Annotated in this window: 21 protein-coding genes; 10 read left to right on the top strand and 11 right to left on the bottom strand. The window is 70.0% G+C overall.

All coding sequences use genetic code 11. From position 1 onward, the window contains the following. The first annotated feature begins 66 nt into the window (after positions 1-66). The 3 genes from ID810_RS07155 (at position 67) to uppS (ending at position 5,331) form a co-directional block, all read left to right on the top strand. Positions 67-3,618: a proline dehydrogenase family protein gene (locus ID810_RS07155; RefSeq protein ID WP_166854828.1), complete on the top strand. Its 3,552-nt coding sequence runs from the start codon at positions 67-69 to the stop codon at positions 3,616-3,618. A gap of 133 nt (positions 3,619-3,751) precedes the next feature. Further along, positions 3,752-4,501 carry a DNA repair protein RecO gene (gene recO, locus ID810_RS07150; protein ID WP_166854829.1) on the top strand — a complete coding sequence of 250 codons (750 nt, stop codon included), beginning with the start codon at positions 3,752-3,754 and terminating at the stop codon, positions 4,499-4,501. A gap of 2 nt (positions 4,502-4,503) precedes the next feature. Continuing rightward, positions 4,504-5,331 (top strand): polyprenyl diphosphate synthase, encoded by an 828-nt coding sequence (gene uppS / locus ID810_RS07145; protein WP_166854830.1) that lies wholly within the window; start codon positions 4,504-4,506, stop codon positions 5,329-5,331. Between the two features lie 35 nt (positions 5,332-5,366). Here the strand turns inward: uppS and ID810_RS07140 are convergent, their stop codons facing one another. The 6 genes from ID810_RS07140 to ID810_RS07115 are packed head-to-tail and all read right to left on the bottom strand — an operon-like array spanning position 5,367 to position 10,531. Continuing rightward, entirely contained in the window at positions 5,367-6,530 is a 1,164-nt protein-coding gene (locus ID810_RS07140) for a carboxylate-amine ligase (RefSeq protein WP_166854831.1), read from the bottom strand. After that, on the bottom strand, positions 6,527-7,276 hold the full coding sequence (locus ID810_RS07135) for a glutamine amidotransferase-related protein (protein ID WP_166854832.1): 750 nt from the start codon (positions 7,274-7,276) through the stop codon (positions 6,527-6,529). Before ID810_RS07135 ends, ID810_RS07140 begins: the two co-directional genes overlap by 4 nt. Positions 7,277-7,285: 9 nt before the next feature. Then, positions 7,286-7,738 (bottom strand): Fur family transcriptional regulator, encoded by a 453-nt coding sequence (locus ID810_RS07130; RefSeq protein WP_166854833.1) that lies wholly within the window; start codon positions 7,736-7,738, stop codon positions 7,286-7,288. Next, the gene (locus tag ID810_RS07125) at positions 7,735-8,658 is read right to left on the bottom strand and encodes a metal ABC transporter permease (RefSeq protein WP_166854834.1); all 924 of its coding nucleotides are present in this window, start codon (positions 8,656-8,658) and stop codon (positions 7,735-7,737) included. The genes ID810_RS07130 and ID810_RS07125 overlap by 4 nt, the downstream gene beginning before the upstream one ends. Next, a complete protein-coding gene (locus tag ID810_RS07120; protein ID WP_243856454.1) occupies positions 8,655-9,482 on the bottom strand; it encodes a metal ABC transporter ATP-binding protein in 828 nt (275 codons plus the stop codon). Before ID810_RS07120 ends, ID810_RS07125 begins: the two co-directional genes overlap by 4 nt. Further along, positions 9,479-10,531 carry a metal ABC transporter substrate-binding protein gene (locus ID810_RS07115; protein WP_243856485.1) on the bottom strand — a complete coding sequence of 351 codons (1,053 nt, stop codon included), beginning with the start codon at positions 10,529-10,531 and terminating at the stop codon, positions 9,479-9,481. Before ID810_RS07115 ends, ID810_RS07120 begins: the two co-directional genes overlap by 4 nt. Before the next feature lie 218 nt (positions 10,532-10,749). Here ID810_RS07115 and ID810_RS12825 point away from each other — a divergent pair, with 218 nt between their 5' ends. From ID810_RS12825 to ID810_RS07095, 4 genes are all read left to right on the top strand, one after another. After that, positions 10,750-11,259, top strand: a complete 510-nt coding sequence (locus ID810_RS12825) for a peptidase inhibitor family I36 protein (protein ID WP_425321785.1) — start codon at positions 10,750-10,752, stop codon at positions 11,257-11,259. 143 nt (positions 11,260-11,402) lie between these two features. Continuing rightward, complete coding sequence (locus tag ID810_RS07105) at positions 11,403-12,239, top strand: hypothetical protein (protein WP_166854836.1); 837 nt, start codon at positions 11,403-11,405, stop codon at positions 12,237-12,239. Then, positions 12,229-13,557: a peptidoglycan-binding domain-containing protein gene (locus tag ID810_RS07100; RefSeq protein ID WP_166854837.1), complete on the top strand. Its 1,329-nt coding sequence runs from the start codon at positions 12,229-12,231 to the stop codon at positions 13,555-13,557. The genes ID810_RS07105 and ID810_RS07100 overlap by 11 nt, the downstream gene beginning before the upstream one ends. Next, on the top strand, positions 13,554-15,494 hold the full coding sequence (locus ID810_RS07095; RefSeq protein WP_166854838.1) for an ABC transporter ATP-binding protein/permease: 1,941 nt from the start codon (positions 13,554-13,556) through the stop codon (positions 15,492-15,494). Before ID810_RS07100 ends, ID810_RS07095 begins: the two co-directional genes overlap by 4 nt. Positions 15,495-15,597: 103 nt before the next feature. Here the strand turns inward: ID810_RS07095 and ID810_RS07090 are convergent, their stop codons facing one another. From ID810_RS07090 to ID810_RS07070, 5 genes are all read right to left on the bottom strand, one after another. Beyond that, positions 15,598-15,840 carry a hypothetical protein gene (locus tag ID810_RS07090; RefSeq protein ID WP_166854839.1) on the bottom strand — a complete coding sequence of 81 codons (243 nt, stop codon included), beginning with the start codon at positions 15,838-15,840 and terminating at the stop codon, positions 15,598-15,600. A gap of 137 nt (positions 15,841-15,977) precedes the next feature. Further along, entirely contained in the window at positions 15,978-16,190 is a 213-nt protein-coding gene (locus ID810_RS07085) for a hypothetical protein (RefSeq protein WP_166854840.1), read from the bottom strand. 101 nt (positions 16,191-16,291) lie between these two features. Next, complete coding sequence (locus ID810_RS07080; protein WP_166854841.1) at positions 16,292-16,591, bottom strand: hypothetical protein; 300 nt, start codon at positions 16,589-16,591, stop codon at positions 16,292-16,294. A 54-nt stretch (positions 16,592-16,645) separates the two neighbouring features. After that, positions 16,646-17,131: a hypothetical protein gene (locus ID810_RS07075; RefSeq protein ID WP_166854842.1), complete on the bottom strand. Its 486-nt coding sequence runs from the start codon at positions 17,129-17,131 to the stop codon at positions 16,646-16,648. 1 nt (position 17,132) lies between these two features. Beyond that, positions 17,133-17,552 carry a hypothetical protein gene (locus ID810_RS07070; RefSeq protein WP_166854843.1) on the bottom strand — a complete coding sequence of 140 codons (420 nt, stop codon included), beginning with the start codon at positions 17,550-17,552 and terminating at the stop codon, positions 17,133-17,135. 265 nt (positions 17,553-17,817) lie between these two features. Between ID810_RS07070 and ID810_RS07065 the strand changes: the two genes are divergently transcribed. From ID810_RS07065 to ID810_RS07055, 3 genes are all read left to right on the top strand, one after another. Continuing rightward, complete coding sequence (locus ID810_RS07065; protein ID WP_166854844.1) at positions 17,818-18,453, top strand: helix-turn-helix transcriptional regulator; 636 nt, start codon at positions 17,818-17,820, stop codon at positions 18,451-18,453. A 224-nt stretch (positions 18,454-18,677) separates the two neighbouring features. Then, positions 18,678-20,978 carry a sensor histidine kinase gene (locus tag ID810_RS07060; RefSeq protein ID WP_166854845.1) on the top strand — a complete coding sequence of 767 codons (2,301 nt, stop codon included), beginning with the start codon at positions 18,678-18,680 and terminating at the stop codon, positions 20,976-20,978. A gap of 135 nt (positions 20,979-21,113) precedes the next feature. Beyond that, entirely contained in the window at positions 21,114-22,505 is a 1,392-nt protein-coding gene (locus ID810_RS07055) for a glycine--tRNA ligase (RefSeq protein ID WP_166854846.1), read from the top strand. The last annotated feature ends 331 nt before the right edge of the window (positions 22,506-22,836 follow it).

Below are 22,836 nucleotides of genomic sequence, written 5' to 3'. Positions count from 1 at the left end.
GCGCGTCGCGGCGTTGTGTCGCACACTCGGATCTGTCCCTGATCATCGAGTGAGAGCGAGCCGCATATGGCGACCCAGGACAGCCCCACCCCGACGAGCCCCGCCCACACCCGCGCCTGCCCCGACGACCTGTGGGCCGTCGGCCAGCGTGCCACCGCCCGAGCCCGCCGCTGGGCCGACGCCTCCGCCCACGAGCCCGTCCCGCGCAGTGCCTCCCTCCTGGCCGGCATCCTCGCCGACCCCGATGGCCTCGAGTTCATCACCCGCTTCACCGACGACGTCGTGCGCCCCACCGACCTCGACGTCGCCGGGGCCGCGCTCGCCCGCCTGGCCGCCAGGCGCACCAGCTTCCTGCCGAGGCTGCTCGGTGCCGCCACCGGCGTCGGCGGGCGCGTTGCGCGCCTCGCCCCGCGCACCTCCGCCAGGATCGCCCGCCGCACCTTCCGCGAGCTCGTCGGCGACCTCGTCGTCGACGCCACCGAGGCCAATCTCGGACCCGCGCTCGCCCGCCTGCGCGAGGGCGGCAACCGCCTCAACGTCAACCTCCTGGGCGAGGCCGTCCTGGGGGAGAAGGAGGCCGAGCGGCGCCTCGCCGCGGTCACAGGACTCGTCACGCGCGACGACGTCGACTACGCCTCCGTCAAGGTCTCCGCCGTCACCGGCCCCCACAACCCCTGGGGACACGAGGAGGTCGTCGCCCACGGCGTCGAGGCCCTCACACCCCTGTACCGCACCGCCCGCGACCACGGCACCTTCCTCAACCTCGACATGGAGGACTACAAGGACCTCGATCTGACCATCGAGGTCTTCACCGCCATCCTCGATCAACCTGACCTGCGAGGCTACGAGGCGGGCATCGTCCTGCAGGCCTACCTGCCCGACTCCCTGGCCGCCATGGAGCGCCTCCAGGACTGGGCCGCCGCCCGCGTCGCCTCCGGCGGAAGCCGGGTCAAGGTCCGCATCGTCAAGGGCGCCAACCTGTCCATGGAGCGCGTCGACGCCGAGATCCACGGCTGGGAGCTGGTCACCTGGCCCAGCAAGCAGGCCACCGACACCAACTACAAGCGGATGCTTCAGTGGGCCATGACGCCTGAGCGCCTGGCCAACGTCCGCCTGGGCGTAGCCGGCCAGAACCTCTTCGACGTCGCCTTCGCCTACGAGCTGCGCGAGGCCCGCGGCGCCCAGGACGACGTCGAGTTCGAGATGCTCTCCGGCATGGCCCCCGGCATCGCCGAGGTCGTGCGCCGCGACGTCGGCCAGCTCCTCCTGTACGTGCCCGTGGTGGACCCCGGCGAGTTCGACGTCGCCATCTCCTACCTCGTGCGCCGTCTCGAGGAGAACGCCGCCCCCGAGAACTTCATGTCGGGCGTCTTCGACCTCGCCTCCGACCCCGTCGTCTTCGCTCGCGAGCAGCAGCGCTTCCTCGATGCCCTTGCCGACCTCGACCCCGGTGCCCCCGTGCCCGCGCCTCGCCGCGCCCAGGACCGCCTCGCCGAGCAGGGAGCCCCCGTTGCCGGGCCGCCCGCCCCGGGTCCCCTGCCCGAGTACGCCCCCGCCCCCGACTCCGACCCCGCCCTGCCCGCCAACCGCGAATGGGCGCGCCGCATCGCCGCCGCCATCCCCGGCTCGAAGCGCGGCATCGACGACGTGCGCTCCGGCGAGGCCCTCCTGGCCACCGTCGAGGATGTGGACAGCGCCATCGCCGGACTCACGAGCGCGCAGAGGGCCTGGGCGGCCCGACCCGCCGCAGAGCGCGCCGCCATCATCGACCATGCCGGGGACATCCTCGCCTCCCGCCGGGCCGAGCTCATCGAAGTGGCCGCCGCCGAGACCGGCAAGACCATCGACCAGTCCGACCCAGAGGTCAGCGAGGCCATCGACTTCTGCCGCCACTACGCGCGGATGGCCCTGGAGCTGGCCGATCCCGACTACCTCACCGGCGCCCGCTTCACCCCCGCGCGGGTGAGCGTCGTCGCCTCGCCCTGGAACTTCCCACTGGCCATCCCCACCGGGGGAGTCGTGGCCGCCCTGGCCGTGGGCAGCGCCGTCGTCCTCAAGCCCGCCCCTCCCGCCCGCCGCTGCGGCGCCGAGATCGTGCGCGCCCTCCACGCCGCCGGGGTGCCGCAGGACGTCCTCATGCTCGCCCCCATCGAGGATGGTGATGTCTCCCAACACCTCGTCACCCATGAGGGCGTCGAGCGCGTCATCCTCACCGGCTCCTACGACACCGCCCGCCTCTTCCGCTCCTGGAAGCCCTCCATGCGCCTCCTGGGGGAGACCAGCGGCAAGAACGCCATCATCATCACCCCCTCGGCCGATCCCGACCTCGCCGTGCGCGACGCCGTCGCCTCGGCCTTCGGGCACGCCGGCCAGAAGTGCTCGGCCGCTTCCCTCCTCGTGCTCGTCGGCTCGGCGGGCCGGTCGGAGCGCATCGCCCGCCAGCTCGTCGACGCCACCGCCTCCCTGCGGGTCAAAGGGCCGGAGCACCTGGACTCCCAGGTGGGGCCCGTCGTCGTCCCGGACGACCCCAAGGCGCGGCGGGGGCTGACCACCCTGGGGCGCGGGGAGCACTGGGTGCTCGCCCCCAAGCATCTGGGCGGGGGCCTGTGGCGCCCCGGCGTCCGCGCCGGTGTGGCCCCCGGCAGCGAGTATCACCTCACCGAGTACTTCGCGCCGGTCATCGGCATCATGAGGGTGGATACGCTCGCCGAGGCGATCGAGGTGGTCAACGCCGTCGACTACGGGCTGACCTCCGGGCTGCAGACCCTCGACCCCGCCGAGCTCGCCCAGTGGCTCGACGGGATCGAGGCCGGCAACCTCTACGTCAACCGTGGCATCACCGGCGCCATCGTGCGGCGCCAGCCCTTCGGCGGCTGGAAGCGCTCCGCCATCGGCGCCACCACGAAGGCCGGCGGCCCCTCCTACCTGCTCGGCCTGGGGGAGGTCTCCCCGGCGGAGGGCGCCGAGGCGGAGGCCGAGAGCGGCTCACTGTCCGACGTCGATGAGCGCGTCGCGGGGCTCTTCGAGGCTGTGCGCCACGAGCTCGTCCGCGCCGACGCCGCCTGGCTGCGCCGCGCCCTCGTCGCAGACGCCGCCGCCTGGCAGGAGCGCTACGGCCGGGCGCTCGATGTCACGGGGCTGGTCTGCGAGCGCAATATCCTGCGCTACCGGCCCACCCCCGTCATCGTGCGCTCCGTGCGTGGCGTGGAGACGGTCGACCTCGTGCGTGTCCTCGCCGCGGGCGTGCTCGCGGGCTCCGACGTGGAGCTCTCCGTGGAGGCGCCGCTGCAGGCGGGCCTGACCGCCGCAGCTCAGGCGGCGGGCGTGCGCGTGGCGCTGGAGCCCGAGGGCGTGTGGTCCGCCCGCCTGGCGGACCTGGGCACCTCTCACGCCTTGGGCACGCGCGTGCGCATCCTCGCCCCGCGCGGCGTCCCCGAGGCCTCCGTCTGGGAGGAGGCGACGTCGTTGACCATCGGCAGTCCCGACGTCGCCCTCTACACGGGGGCAGTCACCCCCTGCCCGCACACGGAGCTCCTGCCCTTCCTGCGCGAGCAGTCCGTCGCGATCACCAACCACCGCTTCGGCACACCCCTCGACCTCGCCGCCGGCCTCATCTGAGCGCCCTCGGCCCGGCCTTGCACCTCATCCTGGCAGTTCGAGGGCGCAAGACCGGGCCGAGAGGGTTTCTGGGCGCGACGGCGCGGCGGCCCGCCTCGCCCCCGGGTGGCGCGGCGCGTGAGAGACTGCGGCCGTGCCCAGCAAGCTCTACCGCGACGAGGCCCTCGTCCTGCGCACCTACACGCTGGGCGAGGCGGACCGCATCATCGTCCTGCTCACCCGCACCCACGGGCAGGTCCGCGCCGTCGCCAAGGGCGTGCGCCGCACCACCTCCCGTTTCGGCGCCCGCCTCGAGCCCTTCTCCATGATCGACATCCAGCTCCACCAGGGCCGCACCCTCGACGTCGTCACCCAGGTGGAGACCATTGAGCCCTTCGCGCGTGACATCACCGACGACTACGCCGTCTTCACCTGCGCCTCCACCATGGTCGAGACCGCCGAGCGCCTGACCGAGGACGACGGCGACCTCGGCACCACCGACTCCGCCCAGCAGTTCCTCCTGCTGTACGGCGCCCTGTTCGCCCTGGCCCGCCGTCGGCACGCCCCCGGACTGGTCCTCGACTCCTACCTGCTGCGCGCCCTCGCCCTGGCCGGCTGGGCCCCCTCCTGCTTCGAGTGCGCCACGTGCGGCGCCCCCGGCCCCCACACGGCCTTCCACGTCCAGGCCGGTGGCGCCGTGTGCCCCTCGTGCCGCCCCGCGGGCAGCGTCGAGCTCGAACCGGGCACCATGGTGCTGCTCGGCGCACTCCTGTCCGGGCACTGGCCCGTGGCGGAGCGCTCGACCGACCGCGAGCGTGCCCAAGCCTCCGGCCTGGTCTCGGCATACGTGACCTGGCACGTGGAGCGCCGCCTGCGCTCCCTCTCCCTCGTCGAAAGGGTCTGACGATGGCCGCCAAGAGCACCGCCGTGTACGAGACCGTCCCCCTGCACCGCGAGGGGCTGACGCCCCCGCCCCTGGCGCCCGCCAGTGTGCCCGGCCACGTCGCCTGCGTCATGGACGGCAACGGACGCTGGGCCAACAGCCGCGGGCTGCCGCGCACCGAGGGGCACCGGGTGGGCGAGTCCACGATGATGGATGTCGTCGCGGGCGCCGTCGAGATCGGGATCAAGGAGCTGAGCGTCTACGCCTTCTCCACGGAGAACTGGCGGCGATCCCCGGCCGAGGTCCGCTTCCTCATGGGCTTCACCCGCGAGGTCCTGCGCGCCCAGACCGACGACCTGCTCGCCTGGGGCGTGCGCGTGAACTGGGTGGGGCGCGAGCCGCGCCTGTGGCGCTCCGTGCTGTCCGAGCTTCGTCGTTCCGAGCGGATCACGGCCGGCAACGAGACGCTCGTGCTCAACATGTGCCTCAACTACGGCGGGCGGGCGGAGATCGCCGACGCCGCCCGGGCACTTGCGGCCGATGTCGAGGCGGGCCGGATCACGGCGTCGTCCGTCAACGAGCGCACAATCCAGCGCTACCTGTACTCGCCGTCGATGCGCGACGTCGACCTGTTGATCCGTACCGGCGGGGAGCAGCGCACGAGCAACTTCCTCATGTGGGAGTCGGCTTACGCCGAGCTGTACTTCTCCGACCTGCCATGGCCGGAGTTCGACCGCACCCGGCTGTGGCACGCCGTCGAGGCCTACGCCCACCGTGAGCGCCGCTTCGGGGGAGCCGTCGACGTCGTGACAGGTGCGGGTACGCCGCACGGGCCGGGCGTGACCGCCTGAGCCGGACCCAGCACCGGGTCCGCCGGGCCCAGCGCTCAGGCGCGCTCCGGGGCCAGAGGCACGGCCGCGGTGGTCTCTGCCAGCAGGTGATGGACGACGGCGAGCCCCGGGTCCGCACCACGCGCCTCGGCGGAGCGCGCCACGGCCAGCTGACGCTCGGAGCCGTTGCCGACCTCAAGCACCGTGCCCGCCCACGCCAGCTCGGCCTCGCAGCCGAGATCCTCGGCGATGGGCGCCAGCCGCGCCAGGAGCCCGGGCAGCGACTCGCGCAGCGGCACCGGGTCCGCCCCGGCCTCCTCAACGAGTGCGGCGTCAAGACCGTAGCGCGCCGAGTACCACTTGTTGGCCGCCAGCAGCCAGCGGGGCATGCGGCGCAGCGCTCTCCCGGCGTCGAGGATGCGCGCGGCCTCCTCGACCAGGCAGTGCACGAGCGCGGCGACGGCACCCACCTCGGCGAGGTTGGAGGAGGCGTCGCAGGCGCGCACCTCGACCGTCCCGAAGGCGGGGGCCGGGCGCACGTCCCAGCGCAGCTCGTTGACCTCGCGGATCGCCCCGGCCTGGCGCAGGTCACGCGCGCAGTCCTCGAAGTCCTGCCAGGTGCTCAGGGGCTCGGGCAGGCCCGCCGTCGGCAGCTGCTGGAACATCATGGCGCGGTTGTCCGCGTAGCCGGTCTCCTGCCCGGCCCACGTGGGGGAGGAGGCGGCCACGGCCTGAAGGTGGCCGATGTAGGTGGCCATGTGGGTGAGGATCGGCACGGCCCGGTCGACGTCGTCGACGCCGACGTGCACGTGAGTGCCGAAGATGAGCATCTGGCGCCCCCACCAGCGCGTGCGCTCGACGAGCTCGACGTAGCGGGGCGTGCAGGTGACCTCGTGCTCCGCCGGGTTCTCGAAGGGGTGGGTGCCCGCGCCGGTGAGCGCGGCACCGTGGGCGGCGAAGGCGGGGGTGACGAGCTCGAGGGAGGCGGCCAGGTCCCCGAGCGCGTCAGGGACCCGGGTGCGCCGGGCCGAGACAAGCTCGATCATGCAGCGGTGCATCTCCTTGTGGACGCGCTCGGCGCCCGAGGTCTCGGCCGCGTGGAGCTCGCCGAGGACGTCGGGGCCGAGGGGGGCCAGGCGGCCGGTGGCCGGGTCGACCACCTGCAGCTCCCACTCGACGCCGACGCTCGAGCGCGGTGAGCGCGCGAAGACGATACTCATGGGGTGTCCTCGCGGTAGCGCTGGACGAAGCCGCTGACGATGCGGTTGGCAGGGCGCACGTCCGCGGCGTCGCAGCGCTCGATGACGGCGGCGCGCTCATGGGCGGGGTAGTAGGCGTCGCCGTAGGTGTCGATGCGTATGCGCATCCCGGCCGTGGTGATCTCGGGATGGAACTGGGTGCCATAGACATGGCGTCCCCAGCGGCCCATCTGGATGGGGCAGTGTGCGCCCGTGGCCAGGACGACACCCCCGCCGGGCAGGCTGGTCACCGAGTGCGAGTGCCCGACGTAGGCCCTGAAGCTCGGGGCCAGGGGAGCGGTGAGCGGGTCCTCGGCGCCGGTGTCGGTCAGAGTCATGACGGGTGCCTGGAGCTCCTCGCCGACGTCGTCGCGCAGGCTGCCGCCCAGCGCCAGGACGATGGACTGCAGACCGAAGCACAGGCCCAGGGTGGGCACGTCCTCCTGGACCAGACGCAGGGACAGGGCCAGGACGCGCTCGCGCAGCCGCTCGTGGGCGGGGTCGGCGGACAGGGGGCCGGTGAGGGACAGGGGCGAGCCGGTGATGAGCACGCCGGCCCAGGACGACAGGTCGAGCGTGTCCGGCTCCGGGCAGTCGTCGTCGAGCAGGCGGATGACGTCGAGCCCCCGACCGGGCGTAAGGCCCGTCTGCTGGTCGAGGAAGGTGATCTCGTCGTCGGCGATGGCCCCGGGGCGGCGGCAGACGGCGAGGAGGAAGGGGGCGCTCACGCTCGCAGGCTACCGCGTGTTCTGCTCATCGTCGGCCAGGGCCGAGCACTGTGCGCACAGGCCGAAGAACTCGGCGGTGTGCTCCATGCGGGTGAAGCCGTGGGTGGAGGAGACCTGAGAGACCCAGGTCTCCAGGGCGGAGTCGGAGACCTCGACGGCGTGCCCGCAGCGCCGGCACACGAGGTGGTGATGGTGGTGGCCCAGGCCATCGCAGGCGCGGTAGAGGATCTCGCCGTCGGCGTTGCGCACCTGGTCGACGTCACCGGCCTCTGCCATGGCAGTGAGGTTGCGGTAGACGGTGGCGAGCCCCACCCTGGAGCCCTCGGCTTCGAGGGCGGCGTGGATCTGCTGGGCGGAGCGGAACTCGGCCGTGCGGGTGAGCAGGTCAGCGACGGCGGCCCGCTGCCAGGTGGCACGGGGCCGGCTGGACGTGGAGCCTGAGGTCGAGCGTGCCGTCGTCATGGGGAGACCTCCTGGTGACCGGTGGTAACGGCATCGAGCATATCGGTACGGTGGCCGCGACGGTTGCGTCGCAGGATGTGCAACGCCGCGCTGAGAACCGCGGTCAGGGCATACAGGCCCACCAGCAGCACGACGATCATGGCGCCGGGCGAGGCGGGCACCACGTAGGTGATCGTCAGGCCGGTGACGCAGGTGATGACACCGATGGCCATGGCCAGGTGCATGGTGCGGATGAAGGAGCGCGAGACGAGCTGGGCGATGGCCACCGGCACGATCATGACGGCGGAGACGAGCAGCGCTCCAACGACCCGCATGGACACCGACACGGTCAGGGCAGCCACGACGGCGATGGTCACGTTGAGCAGGCCGGTGGGCAGGCCGGTGGCGCGGGCGAACTCCTCATCGTTGGACAGGGAGAACAGGGGGCCGCGCAGCCCGAGGCCGACGAGCAGGACGGCGGTGGCGAGCACGGCGGTGTAGGCGACGTCCTGGTGTGAGACGGTCGAGATGGAGCCGAAGAGGTAGGAGTTGAGGTTGGTGGTGGTGCCGCCCGCCAGCTTGATGAGCAGGACACCGCCGGCGATCCCGCCGTAGAAGAGGATGGCGAGGGCGACGTCGCCGCGGGTGCGCCCGCGGGCCCGGATGAGCTCAATGAGCACGGCCCCCAGGACGGAGATGACGACGGCGAAGGGCACGGCGAGCGTGTCCTGGGGGCTGAGGTGGGCCACACCTCCGGCGATCCAGCCGAGCGCGACTCCGGTCAGGGCGATGTGGCCGATGCCGTCGCCCAGCAGGGCCAGTCCCCGTTGGACGAGGTAGGTGCCGACGACGGGGGCGGCCAGGCCCACGAGGACGGCGACGACGAGGGCGCGCTGCATGAGGGCGCTGGAGAGCATGGTGGCGATGGTGTCCGGGGTCATCGCTGGTCCTGACTGGAGCGGGTGGACAGGACGGGGGCGTGGTGCGCGATGGGCGGGCCGGCGTGCGGGTGGTCGTGGTCGTCCTCGACGCGCTTCGCCAGGACGGTGCGCAGGTCGTGCTGGTCGGCGCCCAGGTCCTGCACGGGCGCGTCGAGCACGACCCGGCCCTCGTCCAGGACGACGGCCCGCTCGACGACCTGGGCGAGCTCTCCCATCTCGTGCAGGACGGTGACGAGGGTCAGGCCGCTGCGGCGCAGGTCGGTGAGGATCTGGGCCAGTGACTCGCGGCTGGCGCGGTCGATGCCGGCCAGGGGCTCGTCGAGCAGCAGCAGCTCGGGCGCTCGCACGAGGGCGCGTGCGATGAGCACGCGCTGCATCTGCCCACCGGAGAAGACCTGGACATGGTCCTGGGCGCGGTGGGCGAGGCCGACGGCGTCGAGTGCGTTCATGGCGGCCTGGCGGGCGCGTCGGCCGCGGTCGGCAAGCAGGTGCCTGGGACCGAGCAGACCGGAGCGCACCACTTCCAGGGCCGTGGCGGGCACGCCGGAGGCTGAGCCGATGCGCTGGGGGACGTAGCCCACGCGCTGCCAGGCGACGTCGCGGCGGTTGGTGACGTCGGAGCCGAAGAGCGTGACGGTACCGGAGGCGACGGGCAGCAGCCCGAGCACGGTGCGCACGAGGGTCGATTTGCCCGAACCGTTGGCCCCGAGCAGGGCGACGGACTCACCGGAGCGAACGAGAAGGTCCACGCCGTCGAGGACGAGGCTGTCGCCCAGGACGACGCGGACTCCTTCCGCGTGGATCGGGTGCGTGAGGGTGCTCACTTGCAGGCGAGCGCGGTGCGCAGGGCCTCGAGGTTGGCGCTCATGCCCGCGGCGTAGTCCCCGGCTTCGGGCTGGGACTCCATGGGGGACAGGACGGCGGTGGTGGCGCCGGTCTCGTCGGCGAGGGCCTGGGCCGTCTCGGGGGAGACGAGCTCCTCGGTGAAGATCGTCGTCGTGCCGGTGGCCTGGACGACCTCCTTGACGGCGGCGAGTTCCGCGGGGCTGGGCTCGCCCTCGGGGTCGACGCCGGAGACGGAGACCTGGGTGAGCCCGTAGCGGTCCGCGAGGTAGCCGAAGGCGGAGTGGGAGGTGACGAAGGTGGTGCGCTCGCAGCTGCCCAGCCCGGTGGTGTAGTCCTCGTCGATGCCGTTGAGAGTGGTGACGAGCTCGGCCAGGCCGGCCTGGTAGGTGGCGGCGTTGTCGGGGTCGGCCTTCTCCAGGGTGGCCTCGATGGCGTTCGCGGCGGCGATCATGCGCTCGGGGTCGAGCCAGAAGTGCGGGTCGGCGCCATCGGCGTGGTCGTGATCGTGTCCGGCCTCCTCGCTCTCGTGGTCGCGGTCGTGACCGGCCTCCTCGCTCTCGTGGTCGTGGTCGTGACCGGCCTCCTCGCTCTCGTGGTCGTGCTCGACGCCCTCATGCTCGTGGTCGTGCTCGACGCCCTCGTGGTGGACGAGGTCGACGGCGTTGGAGATGTCGAGGACGGTGGGGCCGTCGATCTGGGCCAGGGCCTCGTCCAGGGAGGTCTGGAAGCCGGAGGCGTAAGCGACGAGGTCGGCCTTCTCCAGGGCGGCGACGTCGGCGGGGGAGAGCTCGAAGTCGTGCGGCTCGACGTTGACGGGGGTGACGCTGGTGACGTTGACGGCGTCACCGCCGATGGTCTCGACGAGGTACTGGATGGGGTAGAAGGAGACGGAGACGTCCAGGATGCCGTCGTCGGTGGACGTGCCGGAGGAGGCGGCACCGCCACAGGCGGCGAGCGAGCCGGCCAGGGCGATGGCGGCGGTGACGGCGAGGGGACGGCGCAGGCGCGACAAGTTCATGGGAACCATTCTCATGTCTTTACGTCAGGCCGTCAAACCTGTCATGACACGCCGCCTGAGGAACGGGTCGCCGTCGTCGTCGCCACGGCGCAGCGTCCGCGTCCGCCGGAAGCACAGCTGTGATCGTCACGGTGACCGCGCCACGGCCAAGACGATCGCGACGGGGGCGCCGGCGGCTGCACCGCTCTCAGCGGTACCTCCGGCGCTAATTCGATATATCAGTGGTGATGGAATTGTCGCATGTGAGTAAATCGCATATGATGCAACTCGGCGACACGGAGCGCCGAAAACGGTTGTCCTTAGTATGGACAACCGGGCAAACAAGGAGGTTTGTCGTGACAAGACGAAGTTGGGGGCGGGTGGCCGTCCTGGCTGCACTGCCCCTGACGCTTATGGGCATGACGGGAACTGCCCATGCGGCGCAGGGTGACTGCGGTAGCGGATACACCTGCATGTGGGAGCAAAACTACGACCAGGAGGGGGGAGGTATCTCATTCCAGAGGTACATCCCTGATCTCTCTTTATGGGATCTGACCAACGGGCATGGGGCCAATGACACCATCAGCTCGGTGAAGAATCGCGGTTCCTATGAAGGAACCTGCCTCTTCCCTGACGCCTACGCAGGAGGGTACGGGATCCATCTGGCGAGGGGATACAGTTTCAGCAACCTTGCCGTGAGCACGAACCTCAACGACGCGATCTCCTCCGCATACGTCGACGGGTTCGCATCGTGCTGAAGCGACGGGCTGGCTCGCCCGCGGTGGCGGTGTTGGCCGCTGTCGCGGGCGCGCTCCTGCTCAGCGTGACCGTTACCTCCTGTGAAGCTGGCGACGGTGGGAGCGCGGAGGCAGGTGCCGCGGAGACCGGTGCCGCGGAAGCGATGAGCGTAGACGTCACCTCCATGACGGCCGAGGATGTCCCCGCTGACGGGACGGCCTCGGCGAACGGCCTCATTGTGATGAGCTATGAGACGGGTGCCCTGCCACTGGACCCCTACGTGCAACCGGATGTCCGCCTTCAGGGCTACGCCCACGACGTCGCCATGGCGCTGTGCATGAAGACCGAGGGGTACCACTACCCCGTGATCGAGTTCGACTGGAACTCACCTGATGCGACACCTTCCACGCGCTACAGGCGAGCACGTACCCCGGAAGAGGCGCAGCTCTACGGCTACCGGCTCTCGCCCTCCGACGGTGACCCACGGGTTCGCGAGGCGGGCGACTACATCTCCTCCCAACCCGCCGCTTACCAGACCCAGCTGGGCGCCTGTGCCGACTCCGTCAGCGAGATGGATATGTTCTCAACCGTCGTCGTTGGCACCAACGCTGAGATCGCCGGGATCGAGGAGAACCGGCCCCTGAGGGACGCCATGCAGCAGTGGCGCGACTGCATGATGCCGCTGGGCATCCCGGACCTGCCGGAGGACCATCCCGGCCTGGCCCCCTCACTCGCCAGCACGTGGGAACTCAACCTGCCTGACAGCAACGCGCTCATCGACCTGACCTCACTGACCAGCGAGGAGGTGACCATCGCCGTCCAGGACGCGCAGTGCAACGCCTCCAGCGGCTACGACCGCCTGCGCTACGGGCTGTACTGGGCCGCCGAGGACCAGATCCTTGCCGAGAACGGTCCCGAGTACGCCGCCAGGCGTGAGCAGATCGCCGCACAGGAGCAGGTCTTCAAGGATTACATCCTGGAGCACCGCGATGAGCTCTGAGCGCCGCCGCACGGTTCCCCGCCTGCTCATCGCCGTCCTGGCCGTCCTCGTCGCCGTGGGGCTGGTGGCAGGAACCTGGGCAGTGGCGAGAACGATCCAGTCACCCGCCCAGAGGGACGCCGCCGCCGCCCCGCCGTCGGCCGCGCCGGTGACCACAACCGTCGCCCTGGGAGACCTCAGCGACGAGATCACGGCGATGGCTTCGGTGACCTCGGCCCACACTCTCACCGTGCCCCTCAGCCTGGCCTCCTCGGGCCGCAGCGTCGTCACCAGGACCCCGGTCCGTGCAGGCGAGGCCCTCTCCGCGGGAGCCGCAGCGCTGTGGGTCAACGGTCGGCCGGTCCTCGCCCTGCCCGGGACCTTCCCCGCATACCGGGACCTGGTCCAGGGGGACGCCGGCGACGACGTCGCCCAGCTCCAGCGAGCCCTCATTGCGCTGGGCTACTCCCTCACCGACGACGGGCAGTTCGGTCCCGTCACCGCGGACGCGCTGAGCCGGCTCTACCGGTCGCTCGGCTGCACCGCGGCGACCGTGACGCGAACGAGCCCGACGACGCCGGACCAGGGTTCCGCCGCGGGTACCGACTCGGCCGCTGGATCGGCCAGAGGCGAGGACGCCGGCGCGGCGAGTGCACCCGACGGCACCGGGACCCAGCCCGGCGGAACCGGCGGACAGAGCGCTGGGCAGGCGGCCCAGCAGACGACGCTCGGCGCCCTGCCAATGAGCGAGGTCGTCTACATTCCTGCACTGGACACCAGCAGCCACACCCTGGCAGCGGTTCCAGCGGAGGGCACGGTCCTCAGCGCGGATACTGCCGTCCTCACCCTCGCCTCCGGCCAGCCCCAGGTCGTCGCCGAGGTCCCCGCGACGGTCGCCGACGCGCTCGCGCCCGGAGCCACCGCCATGACGACGCGTGACGGGCAGACAATCACGCTCAGGCTGCGCGAGCTCAACGAGCGACCGGTGGACACATCCCATCAGGTCGCCCCCGGCCAGCAGGGCGTGTACACCCCCGCGGCGACCTGGGACCTTGTCTTCGACCAGGTGGACGGCGAGCCCCTGTCGGCGACGACGGGCACCCCTGACACGCTCCTGACCATCCAGCGCACGGTAACCCTGACCGACGTGCTCCTCGTGCCCAAGCGGGCGATCACGCAGGGCTTGACCGAGAACACCGGCTCGGTGCTGCGCCAGGAGCCCGACGGCTCCTACACCACGGTGGCCGTCACGGTCCTGGGCTGCGTCGGAGGAACCTGCGCGCTCGACCCGGGCGGCGAGGTCGCACAGGGCGACGAGCTCAGGATCGACGGCGCATGACCGTCCTCGAGCTGCGGTCCCTCGCCCGTACCTACCCCGGTGCCGTGCCCGTCGAGGCGCTGCGGCCCGCCGACCTCGTCATCAACCAGGGTGAGATGGTCGCCATCGAGGGCCCTTCGGGAGCCGGCAAGTCCACCCTCCTCAACCTCCTCGCGCTTCTGGACACACCCACCGACGGCGACTACCTCATCGGCGGGCGCTCGACGAGAGGACTCGACGATGCTTCCCGGGCGCGTCTGCGCTGCGAGACCTTCGGCTTCGTCTTCCAGTCCTTCCACCTCCTGACCTCGCGCACCGCCGAGGAGAACGTCGCCCTGGGCGCCGCCTACCACGGCCTGGACCCCCAGCCGGCCCTGGACCGGGCCCGCAACGCGCTTCAGTTCGTCGGCCTCGCCGAGCGCGCCGGATTCCGCTCGGAACTCCTCTCCGGAGGGGAGAAGCAGCGCGTTGCCATCGCGCGGGCCATCGTCGCGGACGCGCCCGTCATCCTGGCGGACGAGCCCACCGGCAACCTCGACTCCGCCAGCTCCGACGCCGTCATCGGCGTCCTGGAGCGTCTCAATCGCACGGGTGTCACCGTCGTCATCGTGACGCACGATCCACGTGTTGCGGCCCGCACCACCCGACGCCTGCACGTGGAGGACGGAGTCGTCACCGACAGGACGTCGGCCTCCCAACAACAGGTCGTACAGCAACAGCCCTCGCAGCCGGGTTATGAGCCCGACCGCCGGAACGACCGCACAGCCCCACGAGCCGCCTCGCGGGCATCCTCACGGGTCACCTGGCGCGCCATGCTGACCGACGCCGCCGCCTCGCTGCGCTCCGACAGGCGGCGCACCGCCCGACTCATCGGGGTCGTCGTGCTGTCCGTCACGCTCGCCCTGACCACCCTCAGACTCTCCCAGAGCGCCCGCAGCCAAGTCTCCGACGCCTTCGACGCGCAGCGCAACCGGCGCGTCGCCGTCGGCTCCACCCTGGGCGGAGCCGTCCCGGCAATCGACGTCCTGACCGCGACGGACCCCGAGTCGCTGCGCCGCGTGCGCTCCGTACCCGGGGTGGAGGAGGTCCTCGCGCTGTCCACCCACATCCAGGTCCCGGCCTCTGCCCAGCCGGGAGACCTCACGAACAAGGAGAGGCTGTTCGGCATCGACGCCGTGCCCGCCAACACCTCCCTCCTGGTGGTCACGGGCGTCGAGGCGGGCACGACCCTGAAGGACAACCAGGTCCTTCTCGGAGCCTCGGCCGCCAGCCGGCTCGGCATCGGGCCGCTGGAGACCTCCCCGACCGTGTGGCTCGCCGGCCAGCCCTACGAGGTCGTGGGAATCGTGACCTCCGCCGGGCTGAGAACCGAGGTCGAGACCGGGGTCATCGCCTCCCTGAGCGAGGCCTCGCGCCTGACCGCGACCGAGTCGATGTCGCTCGAGATCCGCGTGGTGCCCGGTGCCGGGGCACAGGTGGCCCGCGCCGCGCCGCTCGCCTGGGCACCGCAGTACGCCGACTTCCTCGTCGTCGCGGCCCCGCCGGACCCGACCTCGATGCGCGAGACGATCGAGTCCAGCGTCAGGGCGATCCTGCTCACCCTGTCCGTCGTGTCCGCGGCCGCCGCGCTCATCAGCCTGTCCAATGCGATGTCGACGTCGGTTGCCGCCCGCACCGGCGAGTTGGCGCTGCGCCGAGCGATGGGGGCCAGACGCGTCCACCTGCGCTCCCTCATCGGCTACGAGGCCGCGGCCATCGGTCTTGTGGGAGGACTGCTCGGCGCCGTCGCCTCCGTCCTGACCGTCCTCGTCGTCACCATTGCTCAGCGCTGGCAGCCCGTCATCGACCCCTGGTCGCTGCCGATCGGCGTCCTGGGCGGGCTGGTTGCCGGCGCCGTCGGGTCGCTGGGCGCCTCCCGCCGGGCCTCGCGCATCGACCCGGCGTCGGCCCTTCGCTGAGGCTAGGTGTAGTGCCCTTGAGAGTGGTATCACCGATACACCTTCGGGTGTGAAGAGCCCCTCACGCAAACCATCGAAGTCCTTGGACTGCCACATCCGGGCCTCACCAGTATGACGAGTCCCAGTCGACGGCGGCCTTTGTGACCTCCACTATATTACCGGTGTCGTAAACCCTCAGATCGTGCTCGCGCAACAGGTCTTTCAGCACGTCTTGCTGCTCGTCGCCGTTCATGTCATAGAACTCCGAGCAGGTGGTGCTTCCTGCGCTTGGGCACCCTGCCGGTGGCAGGACGCCGACCGCCAGCATGAGACAGGGCATCGAGGTGGTCGCCATGGACAGCTTCACGGGGTACCAGGACCGCCACCAAGGAGCTGTTCAAAGACGACGACCACACCCAGGTCAAGGCGACCTGGGACGTGTACCAGAAGATGGTCGCCGCCTACCGCCATCCCGACAGGGCCAAGAGCAAGACCCTCATGCGACTACCACCGCTTCTTGAGGTAGCTCGGATCGACGTCGACATCGACCTCCGTGTTGCCGAACATGCCTTCGAGGGTGAAGTGGACGCGGCAGCTCGAGCTGGTCCAGCTCGAACTCAGGACGACGCCTTTCGATCCTGCGGGCACGTCCTGTGAGAAGATCCCACCTCTAATGTCGACGACAGCCTCAACCTTGTCGCCCTGCGAAAATGACATTTTCTACTCCTTCTTTCAGCTAGTCGCTGCGACGACCATCTGTTTGGTCGCTTATGCACATCGAAATACGCGAGAAGTCCTTGGACTGCCGCATCCGGGTCTCACCAGTATGACGAGTCCCAGTCGACGGCGTCCTCCAGGGTCGCGCTGCCCGGGTTGGAGGTGCAGTACCCGAGCACGGCCTTTGTGACCCCCGAGAGGTTAACAGGGTCGTAAACCACCAGATCGTGCTCGCGCAACAGGTCTTTCAGCACGTCGATCCGCTCGTCGCTGTTCATGTCATAGAATTCCGAGCAGGTGGTGTCTCCTGCGCTTGAGCACCCTGCCAGTGGCAGGACGCCGACCGCCAGCATGAGACAGGCGGCGAGGCGGCGGGAACGAGTGGACGTGGACACGGTCATGGCGTCTCCTGTGTCGTGGTGTGGGTTCTTGTCATTGGTCCGGTGACGCGGAGCTCACAGCTCTTCGTTGATGCCGCCGAGTCGTTTGGCAGCCATTCTCAGTGCGCGTTCCTTGGCCACGAAAGCGGAGCCCGCCAGCGCAACGCGCCCGACCCACGCCGTCTTGGGCATGGACTCGACGGTGACGACGGTCCTGGGGCCCTCGCCCACCGCCGCCGCCTCGCCGCCGTTCCCACTGGCCGCGGCCTGCACTGACACGCACACCGTGGAGCCGTAGTCGCCGTCCATCACGAGGACGCTGGGCCTGGCGTCAATGACAAGATGGTTGTTCTTGACGCTGACGACCTGCATACCGGGTGTCGCCTCGGCGCCTCGCCGGTAGGCGTCCAGGACGCTGTCGGGCGGGGCGAGCATGATCCGCTGGTCCCGGTGGTCCGGCTCGAACTGCGTGAGGTCTGCGGGCGGCCCGAATCCCCGGAAGGTCACGTAGGCCTGCAGCGCCCCGACGCCGATGCCCAGGACAATGAGCAGGGTGGTCATGTCAGTCGTCCAGGGGGCGGGTCGTCACCTGAGCGCTGGGATCGAGGAGCTGGATCTCCTTGACGAAGGCGTCCAGCCGCATCCGCAGGGTGTAGGCCTTGTTGGGCGCGCCGTACTTCTCGCTCCACCGGATGACCTCGACCGTTGCCCGGCACCGTCCCGCGTCCTGGTCGGTCTCCAGGGCGATCTGCTGACGGATCCCCGTGATGAGCGGACTCTGGGCGATCATGGGGTTACCGTCGTCGGTGATCTTCCACGTGCTCCCCGCGACCTTCTGGACGAAGACCTCGCGCACCCTGTCCGCCGGCAGCGTGGTCACCACGACCCGGGTCGCCATTCCCTGCGTGAGGAACTTGGTGTAGACACTGAAAATGACGAAGCCGCCGCCGAAGATGGCAATGAAGATGATTGTACCTAACATGTCCGCTACAGCTCTTCCTGTTCAGCCTGTCTCGCTGTCCCCGCGAGCGCGTCGTCGCGGCGGTCCTGACGCTAAGCGTCCCGGCGAGGGCCATCCAGGTCCATTACTCGTATACAAAAAATGCACCTTGACCAGGAATCGGGGGTCTGCCGCCTACGTGGTACGACGTGCAGCCTGGGATCGGATGCGCTAGCCTGCGGCCAGGCCTCACCGGCCCAACGCCCGGTCCCCACGGCGAGTATCCCCGACCCCGCACAGGCCCAGCATGAGCACCAGCGTCCATATCATCTGCGTCGATGACCACAAGATCGTCGCCTCCGGCTGTCAGGCCGAGTTCACTCGGGTCGGCCTGCCATGGATCGTCTCCTGGTACCCCCGCCTGGCCGATATCGTCTGGCCGGTCAGTGAACGCGTCGTCGCCCTGTTGGACCTGCGGCTCGCGGACAGGACGGACCCCGCGAAGAACATCGCCGACCTTGAGGGCCGTGGCGTCCCGGTCGTCGTCTACACCTCGGGCGAGAAGCGATACCTCCTGCGACAGGCGATTGAGGCGGGCGCCTTGGCCATCGTCAACAAGAAGGAGGAGATCTCGGTCCTCATCGAGGCCGTCGACAGCGCCCTGGAGGGCCGGGCGACCGGCAGCTTCGACTGGGCCACGGCCCTGGATGAGGACGAGGACTTCACCAAGCGCCTGACGGTAAGCAAGCTCGAGGTCCTGCGCCTGTATGCGGGGGGCCTGTCCGCCAAGCAGGTGGCTCACCGTCTCGACCTTGCTCTCAACACAGTCAACAAGTACGTCTCCGAGATCAAGGACGAGTACCGCAAGGTGGGCCGCCTGTCACAGGGGGACCGGGTGACCCTTTTCCGAGAGGCTGTCCACGACGGGATCCTTCCTGACTGATCCCCGTTGATTCGTCGAGGCGCCTGTCGCTCATAGGAAAGGCTCAACTATCGGAACTGGTATCTTGACGGCCCGCTGACCAGGGGATGACCGTGTATCTGAGGGCTGTGTTGTGTGGCCTTGCGCACCTGGGCCACGCCCATTCACTGATGGTGGTATCTCATGAACATCCCCGGTTCCGGAATCACTGACATCCGTGCCATGTCGGCTAGGGATCCTCACTCATGACATCGCGCAGCCCCACTGCACGCTCCCAGGTCTTGTGGCCCGAGTTGTTCCTGCTGCGCCCGGTTGACGACGTCGGCCCGCAGACGCGCAACCTGCGGCGGCTCGTGACCACCCTCGTGGCCCTCGCGGCCTGCTCCGTCACCCCCTTCCTCGCCGTGGACGTGCGGGCCATGACGTCAGCGAGCGGCCAGCAGTGGTACTGGCTGGTTCTCCCGGTCCTTGTCGTCCCACCGGTAGTGGCGGGCATCGCGGGCCGGATGGCCAGAAGGCTCGACTCGCGCCGTGCGGGCGCCTGGGCGCGCTGGTCGCTGCTGGCCACCCTCACGCTCTTCGCCCTCCTGTGCCTGACCGCGGGCCTCCACCTCCTCATCCCCTCAGACGACTGGGCAGAGGCGGGTGCTTCACGCTCTCATGTCCTGGTCACCTACCTCATCGTCGTGGCTGTCGCAGCTGTCGCCGCTCTGCGACCTCGCGCAGCAGTCGCGTACCTTCTCACTCTCGGCGCCGCCATCAGCGCCTCCTACCCGGTCGCCGTGGCGTGGGGTGCCAGGACGGTGGAGATTCTCATCTACCTCACCGCAGCCCTCGAAGACCTGAGCATCCTCGCCTGGCTGCTCATCCAGGCCGAGCAGTTTGATGAGGAGGACGCCAGGGAACGCGCCCTTCGTCTCGAGCTGGCGACCCAAGCGTCGCTCACGCGCAGCCGCCAGGAGTCCAACAGCTTCATCCACGACCACATCCTGTCCGTCCTCAGGGCCGTGCCCATGCTGTCGGGACGTGCCCCGGACCTCCGCGCCGCCGCCCGCGAGACCCTGGCGTCGCTCCACGAGGCCCGCAGGCCGGTACCCTCACGCCCCAGCGAGCTCGCCGAGGCGCTCGCCCACGACGCGAGCAGGTTCGGCAGCGACGTCGATCTGACCACGAGCCTGGCCGCTGACCTGCCACTGCCGTCTGACGTCGCCCACGCCTTGCGCGAGGCTGGAGGGGAGGCACTTCGCAACTCGATCATCCACGCCGGCCGGGGGCCGGTCGCACGCAGCATCACGCTCAAGGCCACTGCCGACACCGTCACGCTGAGGGTGGCCGACGACGGCTGCGGCTTCGACCCCACGAATGCGCCACGAGACCGCTTCGGCTTGCGCGAGTCCGTCATCGCCGCCATGGACGGTGTGGGCGGGTGCGCAGAGATCGATTCCCAGCCCGGCCGGGGAACCGCTGTCACACTGTCCTGGCGCCGTGACCGGGCGGATGCCGAGCGGCCGGTTCCCGGCGCGCGCACGGCCCCGCTCGCCCTCGTGTCCTGTATGGAGTCTCCCACTGCGCGGCTGTTGAGCGGGTTGATCTTCCTGGCCTACATCGTCATCGCATGCCGGGAGGTCAGCGTTGGCTCCTATGCCAGTGGGCAGGCTGTGCTGCTGGCGGTGGACATTGATGCTGCCGCAGCCCTCATGCTCGTGTGGTCCTGGCCTGGGCACCGCCTGCCGGGCTGGGCGAGCCTCGCGGTCGTCGTCATGGCCGCGAGCGCCAACGCGCTCACCATGAGCCAGATCGCCCTGGACGGACATCCTGGATACACCAGCTGGTCGGTCGGAGCGAGCACCGCCCTGTCCTGTGCTCTGCTGGTGCGCAGCCGACCGGGCTCCTCCTGGGCGTTGCTCACCCTCGTCACCGTGACGACCACCGTCTGGACCGTCTCGACGGGTCGTAGCCTGTGGGTCGCAGTCGGAATATCTGTGGGGCACATCGTGTCCCTTGCCATCTGGCACCTCATGGCGCGCCTGTCTGCGAGCCTCACGGCCCGCACCGCTCGGGCTCAGGCCGTCAGCGCGGAGATCATCGCCCGTCAGCACGCCCAGGAGATCAGACGCAACACGATGCGCGCCCACCTCGACGCCGTACGCAGCCGCGTCACCCCTGTTCTCGCTGCCATCGCCGTCGGTGGAGCGCTGAGTGAGGACCTGCGCACCCGTGCCCGTCTGCTGGAGGCCGAGTTACGCGATGAGCTACGCGCCCCCGCCTTCACCCGCACACCCGTCACCACCGCGGCCCGAGCCGCCCGTGAGCGAGGTGTCGACGTCACCCTCCTGGATGACCACAGCCCTGTCCTACTGGACACCGCCGCTCAGCGCACTGCCATCGAGCATGCCGCCGCCGCGCTCCAGACCGCCACCGCAGGACGAGCCCTCATCCGGCTTCTTCCACCTCATCAGCATCCTAACCTCATGACGATCATGATCGACGACGGCGCCAACCCCAGCCTTCACACCGTCACCATCCCCGCCACAGAGTCTGCATGAGTGGGTCGTCCCGCCGGGCCTCGCGCATCGACCCGGCATCGGCCCCGCGCTGAGGCTCCCCGAACACTCCGTACACTGTGCCCACCTCGTTCCCACCATCCAGGTGCGGACAACGACGACATCAGGAGACCCACGGTGGCCAAGACCCCCTCCACCCTTGACAACGTCATCAACCTGGCCAAGCGCCGCGGATTCGTCTTCCCCTGCGGAGAGATCTACGGCGGTACCCGCTCCGCGTGGGACTACGGCCCGCTGGGCGTCGAGTTCAAGGAGAACATCAAGCGCCAGTGGTGGCAGTACATGGTCCGCTCACGCGACGACGTCGTCGGGCTGGACTCCTCCGTCATCCTGCCGCGCGAGACCTGGGTCGCCTCCGGCCACGTCGGTGCCTTCACCGACCCGCTCGTGGAGTCCCTGCACACCCACAAGCGCTACCGTGCCGACCAGCTCATCGAGGAGTACGCCGAGCGCAAGGGCCTCGACCCCGAGACCGTCACCCTCGACATGGTGCCGGACCCCGTCACCGGACAGCCCGGCTCCTGGACCGAGCCGCGCGAGTTCTCCGGCCTGCTCAAGACCTTCCTCGGCCCCGTGGATGACGAGGCGGGCCTGCACTACCTGCGCCCCGAGACGGCCCAGGGCATCTTCATCAACTTCGCCAATGTCATGAGCGCGGCCCGCAAGAAGCCGCCCTTCGGCATCGGCCAGGTCGGCAAGTCCTTCCGCAACGAGATCACCCCCGGCAACTTCATCTTCCGCACCCGCGAGTTCGAGCAGATGGAGCTGGAGTTCTTCTGCGAGCCCGGTACGGACGAGCAGTGGCACCAGTACTGGATCGACTACCGCAAGGCCTGGTACGTGGGCCTGGGCATCGACCCCGCCAACCTGCGCGAGTACGAGCACCCCGCCGAGAAGCTCTCCCACTACTCCAAGCGCACTGTTGACCTGGAGTACCGCTTCGGCTTCCAGGGCTCTGAGTGGGGCGAGCTCGAGGGCATTGCCAACCGCACCGACTTCGACCTGTCCACCCACGCCGAGCACTCGGGCAAGGACCTGTCCTACTTCGACCAGACGAAGAACGAGCGCTGGACCCCCTACGTCATCGAGCCCTCCGCAGGCCTGACCCGCTCCCTCATGGCCTTCCTCGTCGAGGCCTACACCGAGGACGAGGCCCCCAACACCAAGGGCGGCACCGACACCCGCGTGCTGCTGCGCCTGGACCCGCGCCTGGCCCCCGTCAAGGCCGCCGTCCTGCCCCTGAGCCGCAAGGAGGAGCTCACCGGCCCCGCCCGCGAGGTCGCCGCCCGCCTGCGCCAGATCTGGAACGTCGAGTACGACGACGCCGGCGCCGTCGGCCGCCGCTACCGCCGTCAGGACGAGATCGGCACCCCCTACTGCGTCACCTACGACTTCGAGTCGCCCGAGGACGGCGCCGTCACCGTGCGTGAGCGCGACACGATGGCCCAGGAGCGCGTGCCGCTCGAGGGCCTTGAGCGCTACCTGGCCGAGCGCCTCGTCGGCTGCTGAGTCCGGTGTGACCCAACGCCCCGCCGTCGGATTGAGGACCGACGGCGGGACGTCCTCATCTGACGCCCGTGAGCCGCCCATCGCCGTCGGAGCTCACGGACCGTGGCTCGAGCGTCACCGGGACGATCCCCACGCACTGCACCTGGTCGGGCACTGCGTCGAGGCCCTGCGGCCACGGATGGTCACGCCTTGCGTCCGCACTGCCGTGCTGACGCTGCCCTGGTTCCCCTTCGCGATCGCGTGGTTGAGCACCGGGGGCATGTGGGCCTGGCACGCCCGTGCGGCACGGCCGTCTGCCCGATGCGCAGACGTGGCCGCCGCACTCCACGCC

The organism is Actinomyces respiraculi (assembly GCF_014595995.2).
Taxonomy (GTDB): domain Bacteria; phylum Actinomycetota; class Actinomycetes; order Actinomycetales; family Actinomycetaceae; genus Actinomyces; species Actinomyces respiraculi.
Note: the sequence above shows the minus strand (reverse complement) of the source record. Positions and strands in the feature narration are given on the sequence as shown.